Here is an 8,622-nt window from a genome sequence, read left to right as displayed (position 1 = left end):
TCAGCAGATACGATAGAACGCTACATTAACGACCCTCATCATGGTTAGACTACAGTGTAGGCGGTTAAAACCGCTCGTGTGGGCTTTCCACCTCGGTCTGAAGACACGAGGCTACCAGCCCTACCGTGTTTCTCTGGTGTCTGGGGAAAGTTAAGGGGATAGTTGACATTTTAATCAGGGAAATTAGCTTCGGGGAAATTTAATACCATTCAATGCTACAATGCCAGAAAACAGGTCACTTGTGAAAGACCCTAGGACAAAAACCGCCGCCTTTGAGTCAAGCCCGGGCGATTGCTCGCGAGAGAGCTATGCTAACGGCAGATCTCAATTCCCTAGGGAGAAAAGCCAAAAACCATGCGGCTAGAACAAGCAACGGCTCGTTTTTATCAGTTGGATATCTAAGAGATACGGCAGCAACTCGTTAGAGTTTTTGAGTATCTTTAGACCCTAACTCGGTTAAATCCCCAGGTATGGCGATCCAGTTGGAGGGGGTTCAACACCTAACAACCGCCCCTTTGCTTTGGCTGGTGTCCCTGGGATAGATTGGGTTAGTAAATCACCGGAGAGTCTAGTAGGGCATCGGGTATGCGTTCTTCATTGTCTTTAGGGATGTAAGCGCGATCGCGCGATGATGCATTTCGCGCGGGTCAACCCGGCTGTTTTCCGTTGTAGGGAGTCGGTAAGTGACCCAAGTATCGGCCCAATGTTGGCTCGAATCGCTGGGAAACTTCACGCTGATGCTGAAAAAGTCACCATGATCGCGTCGCGTTCTGAGTCTGTAAGTTCTGATTCGGATGGGTTGATCGGGGAGTATGATACGATAACGACCTCCGTTGAAAACTGACAGGGGATTGACGCGATGCAACTGTTTTGGCTTGAAAGTTGGCGTCACTGTAGCTTGTCTGAAGTCAAACGAGTTCAATAAGGGGATATTCGTCATTTGCGTCACCTTTGAGGCTCGGCTGGATTGAGAACAAGCAGCAACACCAGACATTTGATGCCTGGAAAGAGAACCGAATGGATAAAAGAAGGATCGATCTCTGAATGGACTTTTCAATCGCTACACTACTGGCAAATTTTACCGATGATAAATCGGTCGCTCCCAAGATCTTAGAGAAGAAACTGGGGTGTCAGGATGAAAAAAGCACGCGCTACTTACAAATAGCGCTCGATGCGTTGGAAAAAATCGGCGTGCTGGTTAAGGAAAAAGGTCGATATCGCCGGGTTTGGGAGGAAAGTCTCGTAGAAGCGAAACTTCGCTGCTCTAGCAAGGGGTTTTGCTTTGCGATTCAGGATACGGAGGGGACGGAGGATATTTACGTCCGCGAATGTCATTTGAGTAATGCCTGGAATGGCGATCGCGTGTTGGTGAATATCATTAAAGAAGGCTCTCGTCGCCGTTCTCCTGAGGGCGAGGTGAAGTTAATCCTAGAACGTGCCAACCCATCCGTACTCGCGAGAGTCAAGCAAACGGGAAATCGCTATTTAGCGGTTCCTTTAGATGATCGCTTGTTATTTGAACTCGACCTCAAACAAAATGGGGTTTCTCTCGTCGATGCGGTCGAACATCTGGTTCATGTCGAAGTGTTGCGTTATGCTCTCGGCAGCAATCCCCCCCTCGGGCGCGTCGCACAAATCCTCGGATCTGATGCGGAAGATGCTAATGATCTGGATATTGTTTGTTGTAAGCATGACTTGCCTCGCGCTTTCCCCCAAGTCGTTCTGGATGCGATCGCCGATTTACCCAAACCTCTGCGAAAAGCTGAGATTAAAGGGCGCTTAGATCTGCGTAGTCTCCAAACGATTGCCTTGATGCCTGCATCCAGACTCCGCAGTTCCATTCCGACGGTGGAACAAGCGTTTAGTCTGGAGACTCTCAAAAGTGGCGAGTGGCGTCTCTCGATTCACATATCAGATGTCGCCCACTATGTCAAGCCAGATACGGCGTTGGATCGCGAAGCTCGCAGGCGATCGGTTTCGGCACATCTGGGGGATATGGTATTGCCGGTTATTCCCGAACAGTTGGCCTTGGATTCCTGCTCTTTGCTGACCGGGGAAGACCGTCTCGCGGTTTCTGTGTTAGTCATTTTAGATGATGATGGGGTGGTGGATTTTGAAATTAAACCCAGTGTCATCAAGGTTGATTATCAAGTGAGCGATCGCCAAGCGCAACCGATTCTGGATAAATTGCAGGAACAATACCTTGATCCAGAAATCATCCCCGCCTGGTGGTTGGAGTTTCGAGAACGTCAAAAATCCCTGGAAGAGCCTGAACCCGTACCTACGGCGATCGCTCAAACTCTGGAAAAAATGTTCCAATTGAGCTATCTCATGCAAAACTGGCGTCGCGCTCGTGGGGGATTTGACCTGAATCTGCCACCCAATCAATATGGCATTTGTCCCTCGGTTTATAATGATGAAGGCGCAGAGGGGGCGATTTCTCTGTCTTCTCACATTACCGCCCAAGGGATGCTGTGTGAATTTACGATTCTGGCTAACCAACTGGTGGCCACTCACTTACAGCAGTTGGGAGTTCCGGGCATTTACCGCGTGCAAGCTGCTCCCGACCTCGAACAAGTCGATGAGCTAATCAAACTCGCCAGCAATATGGGGGTAGAAGTTCTACTCGATGACCCCGAAGAAGTGACTCCCATTGACTTCCAGGACTTTACCGAGGTCTTTGCGGCCTCTGGGTGCGAGCGAGTTCTCACTTATCTCCTGGAAGACACCTTAAAACCCGCCAGTTATAGCACAAATCCTGGCTCTCACTTTGGATTAGCTTTAAACACGGGTTATACTCACTTCTGTTCCCCGGTGCAGCGATATGCGGACCTGTTGGTACAACGCTTGCTGAAAACTGTGTTTGAAGAAGGTCGCGATCGCAAATCGGCTCGGTCTAAAGAGTTCGTCGATCTGCACAGCAGTCACAGTCACGGCGAAATCTCTTGGAACGTTCTGCCTCCGACGACTCACAGCGAATTTGAGAGTCATTTTTCCACCATCGTCGGTCACTTGAGCGATCGCGAAAAGCTCACCCAAGAAGCAGAAGCGGACCTCCAAGGACTCAAAAAAGCCGGACTGATGAAGGCACGCACCGGCGAAACCTTCAGCGGATTAATCACCGGCGTTCAATCCTACGGATTCTTTGTGGAAATCGAAGTCGAAGGACCCGAAGGAATTCCCCTGCGCCTGGAAGGACTCGTCCATGTTTCATCCCTAAAAGATGATTGGTACGAGTATCGTTCTCGCCTGCAAACTCTCGTCGGTCGGAAAAATCGTAAGCAATACAGCTTAGGAGATATCGTCGAAGTTCAAGTTAAAAGTGTCGATTACTACCGTCAACAAATCGACCTTGTGGCAGTCGGTGGCGGCAGTGAAGCCAGTGGCGAAGACTATACCGAATATCGCGAGCGTGAACGGAATTACTATGATTACGAGGAAGATATTTAATCTCCCTTGAATCTTCTAATGATGACCACTGGGTCCGACACCAAAAAATCGGCCAGACAATGGATAAAGCCCGCCTAAGCGCGGGCTTAATTTTTTAAGTTTCAAATACCCTAACCCATAAAATATCTGGAGGCAACCCGCCGACATCGGCTGAGGGGAAACTCGATTTTTGTAGGCTGAATTGGCTATTCATGGATTCATTGAAAAGATTTGCTAACCCCACTCCCGGTCTATTTACAAACTTTGCCGAGGATGATAGGATAATATTCAGTCAATTTTATTCTAAAATTTGGCCTAAATCTCTTTAATCGTTAAACCCTCCCTTAATTAATCAAAAAAGGAGAATATTATCAACGATAAAAACCGACCTTTAATCCTAGGCGTATCGGGCGCATCCGGGTTGATTTATGCCGTGCGAACTGTTAAATTTTTGTTAGAGGCCGACTATCGCGTTGAACTGGTGGCCTCCAAATCAACCTATATGGTTTGGCAAGCAGAAGAGAATGTTAGAATGCCTGCCGAACCCGCACAACAAGAGATATTTTGGCGCGATCGCGCCGGAAGCGTCACTGAGGGTAAACTAACTTGTCATCCCTGGCAAGATGTCGGTGCAAACATTGCCAGTGGTTCCTTCCGAACTGTAGGAATGTTGGTCATTCCCTGTAGTATGAGTACCGTTGCTAAAATAGCCACGGGATTGAGTTCGAGCTTATTGGAACGGGCGGCAGATGTTCAACTTAAAGAAGGTCGAAAACTGGTAATTGTCCCTCGGGAAACTCCCTTTAGTTTGATTCATTTACGGAATTTAACTACCTTGGCAGAAGCGGGTGCAAGAATTGTCCCGGCTATTCCGGCTTGGTATCACAAACCTCAAACCATTGAGGATTTAGTTGATTTTATCGTCGCCCGCGCATTGGATCAATTAGAGATTGACTGCGTACCGATTCGGCGTTGGGAAGGACATTAGGAAGGATGAAGTAGGACCAAAGACGAATCTCGGATGCTAAAATAAGTGCTGGGAAGAGGGGAAACTGTGGGAATTCCTTGCTGGGATGAATGAATCAGAAAATAAAATATGCGTGAATTTCGGAATGTACTGCTGTTGGTTGTGTTGGGGGGATTGACAATTTTTGCTCTGCAAAATACGTCGCCATCCCTGTCTTTGGTGTTTTTAGGGATGAAGTCTATTGCGCTGCCTCTGTCTGCCTGGATTCTAGCAGCGATCGCCCTGGGTGTTTTTACAGCTTGGGCGATCGCCATTTTATTCAGACTCTATCATTATTGGGATACCCGCGACCCCAGACCCCGCCGACCCCAGCGTCCTCTGGAACCAGTCGCACCCCCACCGCCTCGGTCCAATCGCGCCGAACCCCCCTTATCGCGCAATAACGCCACGGTGATTCAGGATGATGTCCCGAATCGTTTCAACCGAACCGGGGAAACCGGCGATCGCATCCCCGTTCCCAACCCCAGAGAACTCGAAGAAGAAAACTGGATTGATGAAGATGAGGACTTCATGGACGAACCTAATGCTCAATCCTTTCCAGAATCGAGGGACAGCGAGGGCTACAATTACGAAGTCGTCCGGGAACCCGTTGCCGAGTCTTGGGTGGGATCCAGCTATTCCTATAGTTATGAACAGAATCGAGAGTCGGGCGGTGATCAAGGCAATTCCCCCTACAATGCAGACTACCGAATTGTCACCCCACCCCCCCTAGAGGAAAAATCACCGGAGGAAAAATCACCGGAGGAAAAATCACCGGAGGCGATCGTTGAACCGACTGTGGAGGAATTGCCCACCCCAGAACCACCCAACAGCCCCAGTTCCAGTGATGATTGGACCACCAGTCGCCGTCGCCAGGATAACTGGTAAGCCTTTCCGTTTGTAAGAGGAACCTAGCAGGCGATCGATTACCGGACTGACGCATAAACCCCTATTTGTAGGGTTGATTCCCGAATCAACTCGACAAATAGGTTTCACGCTCCAAATCTGCGTAAGTCCTGGATAAAACAACGGGGAAACCTATCCTTAACGACCCACTTGATCCAGATAAAAGTGAGATAAAAACCTCAGCCCTAGGGTGGCGTTACCGCAGAAAAGGACCCCCGGGAGAGGGCGATCGCATAGCAGATTCACGATTACTGATCGATGCTCGGTCAGTCACACCGGATGGGGATTGCAGAGTGCAGAAGGTGAAGGGAGAGGGTCCTGAGAGGGCCTTAATTAGGGTAGAAAAAAGGACCGAGACTTTATCTGATTTTTATGGTGGAGACTCGGACAAAAATGGTATTATTTTTTCCCGTGGTACTGGATAACCAATCAGGAGAGACCCCTTTGTAATCTTGGCGATTATCTTATGTTCGATTGCTAAAATGCAATTTTGCAACATTGGACGCAGAACCTGTAAGACAAAGGGGCTTGAGACGGCCCCATACCATAAATTAGACCCAACGCAACACCCTAAACGATAAGGGCGCGTGGGCAGGGAATCCCCCTGTATTTAGCTGTAAGACAGTTCGGTATTGCCAGTCTGGATCAGACGTGTGCGATCGCCCTATTTATTTCATCCAATCCTTCCCTTGAAATACCAGTTCAGGGGAGGAACGCCCTGGTACAGTGTAAACCTAGTTAAAGGAGCCAATCGTGTTCAATTCTACCCGTGATGCCAGCATCAACGCTGAATTCCTGTCAGCAGCCGCCAAGGTTGCCAGTGGGAGTCCATTTAATATGCTCAACTGGGTAGAAACCTTAGAACCCTTGGCGGGAAAGAAAAATCGGTATATTTGCCCAGTCTGTCAGGGACAGAATCTAACGGTTCATCCCCAAAGCGGGGCCTATAAATGCTGGAATGGGTGCGAATGTAAAGACATTCGCGCCACCTTGGGGATCAACCGTTCGGTCATTTCCTCGGGATCACCCCGGCAAAAGACTGTCCAGAAATCCTTTAAACCCGCCCCATTTCCCGAGGGACATCCGGTTTTAGCAAGGTTGCGCCAACCGGGTATCCCCCCTAAATCCCAAAAACTCTCCTTCCAACCGAAAGGGGTCCCGAATCATGCGGTCGAAATCCGTTACAAATACAGCGATAACCAGATGGTGTATCGGTTTGAATGGCTAGACCCTAAACAGCGCAAAGGTCATAAAAAAACCTTTCGTCAATGTCACCTGAATGAGGATGGATTGCCAGTTTGGGGTAAAGGCAACGACCCCTGGAAAGCCTATCGAGAAATTGAGGCATTGGCAGCAAGTGCCCGCGTGGTAAAGGGGTTTCCGGTATTGTTATTGCTGGAAGGGGAAGGCTGTGTGGAAATTGCCCGGACTCTGGGGTTAGCTGCGGTGACGTTTCAAGGGAGTGCCTGGACGAATGTCGAAATCGAGAGTTTTTTGATTCGCTTGCGCCATGCCAATGAGAAGGCAACGATCGCCGTTCTCCCCGATCGCGATGAAACCGGGCGCAAAAAGGCAGCGAAAGTGGCGGCAGCAGCGGCAAAAGTGGGAGTTCCCTGTCTGGAATTGGACCCGACTCAGATTGATCCCGATTTGCCGGAAAAGGGAGATATTCGGGAAATGCTGGAAAATTCGGCGATTCCCTCGGACTTGATTCAACGGTTAGAGGGGGTGATTCGCCAAGGGACTCAGCGGAACTCGCAGCAGTTGGAAACCGAGAGTTACGATAGTTTTTTCCCGGTGGTGGAGTTTAACCAGGCGATCGTTAAGTTCCTGTATGGCGATCGCCCTTGGATTTGCGTCAACAATACCCTCTATGCATGGCAGGGGACCTACTACGAAGCCTCCCCAAATACGGTCGAACTCTATCGGATTACCCAATTTTGCAATTCCTTTCCCATTGATGTCAAAGGACAGATTCGCTATCCCTACGCCAGTTCCAGCAGTGTGAAAAAAGCCCTGGAATGGGTAAAACTGATGTTTGCGATCGCCCCGGGACGGGTGAATCCTCCGGGACTCAATTGCACCAATGGGGTTCTACAACTCTCGTTTAATCGCAAGGGTCAGCCGTCCTGGAAATTGGTCCCCCATGACCCCCGCCAGCATTTTTATCTCTATCAACCTCTGGTGATGTATGACCCCGAGGCGGATCCGACTGACTGCGATCGCCTCCTGGAATGCCTCGAACCCCAATATCGGGATATTTTCCTCAAAACCATCGCCGCTTCCTTGGACCTAGAATCGGTCCGTCGCTTGAAAGGACGAATGGTCAAAGCGTTACTGGCTAAAGGAGATGGCAACAATGGTAAGGATAGTTTGCGGGAAGTGACGGCGATGATGTATGGCTATCAGGGACTCACCTCGGTTTCTGTGGAAGCCTTTGAACAAGCCGATCGCGGACGGTTGTTTCCCGTCGCCCGATTGGAAGGGTCTCGGGTAAACTGGCCCTCAGAAAATCGCAACGCTGAGGCCCTGGACCGCCTCCAATGCTTGAAAATTGCCATTACTGGCGATCGGTCATTTGTGATTGAACGCAAAGGCAAAGATGATTATGAAACCGCGATTAATGCCGTTTTTATCTTTAACTGGAACGATATCCCGGAACTTGCTGGAGTAATGGAAGCGATTCGCAGTCGCTATGCGGTGTTGCCGTTTACTAAAACTTTTGCCGTCAACCCCAACCCTCGACGCGGGGAATTACCTGCGGATCCGCGATTCAAATATGATCCAGAGTTTTTAAAGTCTAAAGTGCTGCCTGCTTATTTGAATCGACTTTTAGATGCGTTGCAGGGGTTGATGTGCGATGGCATTGACTATAGTCCTACCCAAGAGGCGATGACGGAGATTCAATGCGCTTCGGAACATTTGTGGCAGTTTGTCAAGGATTCGGGGTTGGTGGAGGACCCAGATTCCCGAGTTTATGTCCCGGAGATTTGGCAAAAGTTGCGGCAATGGTATCAGGATACGGGGATTTTACAGGTGGAAGGCGGCGATCGCTCTCGGGAGAAACTGCTGTGGTACGATTTACCTTCAGACAGCGATCGGCATTGTAAAACCTTAAATCAGGTCCCGGTTCGTCTGTTGTCTATGTTTCCCAAAGCTAAGAAAGGCGGGGATGAACAAGGCACGTTTTTGAGGGGTTTAAAATGGCATAATCCTGAATCTTAGGAAAAAATTGCGCTTCAAATTGGAGTGCTGACTCAGCCATGATTGGAGGAAGAAAT

Annotated in this window: 4 protein-coding genes; all 4 read left to right on the top strand. The window is 49.3% G+C overall.

The window, feature by feature from the left end:
- Window positions 1-1,044 precede the first annotated feature (1,044 nt).
- Complete coding sequence (locus J0895_RS02130) at window positions 1,045-3,450, top strand: ribonuclease R family protein (RefSeq protein ID WP_207086492.1); 2,406 nt, start codon at window positions 1,045-1,047, stop codon at window positions 3,448-3,450.
- Window positions 3,451-3,799: 349 nt separating this feature from the next.
- The gene (locus J0895_RS02125; RefSeq protein ID WP_207086493.1) at window positions 3,800-4,417 is read left to right on the top strand and encodes a UbiX family flavin prenyltransferase; all 618 of its coding nucleotides are present in this window, start codon (window positions 3,800-3,802) and stop codon (window positions 4,415-4,417) included.
- 108 nt (window positions 4,418-4,525) lie between these two features.
- Window positions 4,526-5,323 (top strand): LapA family protein, encoded by a 798-nt coding sequence (locus J0895_RS02120; protein WP_207086491.1) that lies wholly within the window; start codon window positions 4,526-4,528, stop codon window positions 5,321-5,323.
- A gap of 771 nt (window positions 5,324-6,094) precedes the next feature.
- Entirely contained in the window at window positions 6,095-8,566 is a 2,472-nt protein-coding gene (locus J0895_RS02115; protein WP_207086490.1) for a DUF5906 domain-containing protein, read from the top strand.
- Window positions 8,567-8,622 lie beyond the last annotated feature (56 nt).

It is taken from the genome of Phormidium pseudopriestleyi FRX01 (assembly GCF_017313335.1).
Taxonomy (GTDB): domain Bacteria; phylum Cyanobacteriota; class Cyanobacteriia; order Cyanobacteriales; family Laspinemataceae; genus Laspinema; species Laspinema pseudopriestleyi.
The sequence above is the reverse complement of the archived record's forward strand: the minus strand, read 5'-3'. Positions and strand labels throughout refer to the sequence as shown.

What these genes read in the sequence shown, in the direction of transcription:
- J0895_RS02130 (WP_207086492.1), top strand. Translation starts at nt 1,045, where the DNA reads ATGGACTTTTCAATCGCTACACTACTGGCAAATTTTACCGATGATAAA.
- J0895_RS02120 (WP_207086491.1), top strand. Translation starts at nt 4,526, where the DNA reads ATGCGTGAATTTCGGAATGTACTGCTGTTGGTTGTGTTGGGGGGATTG.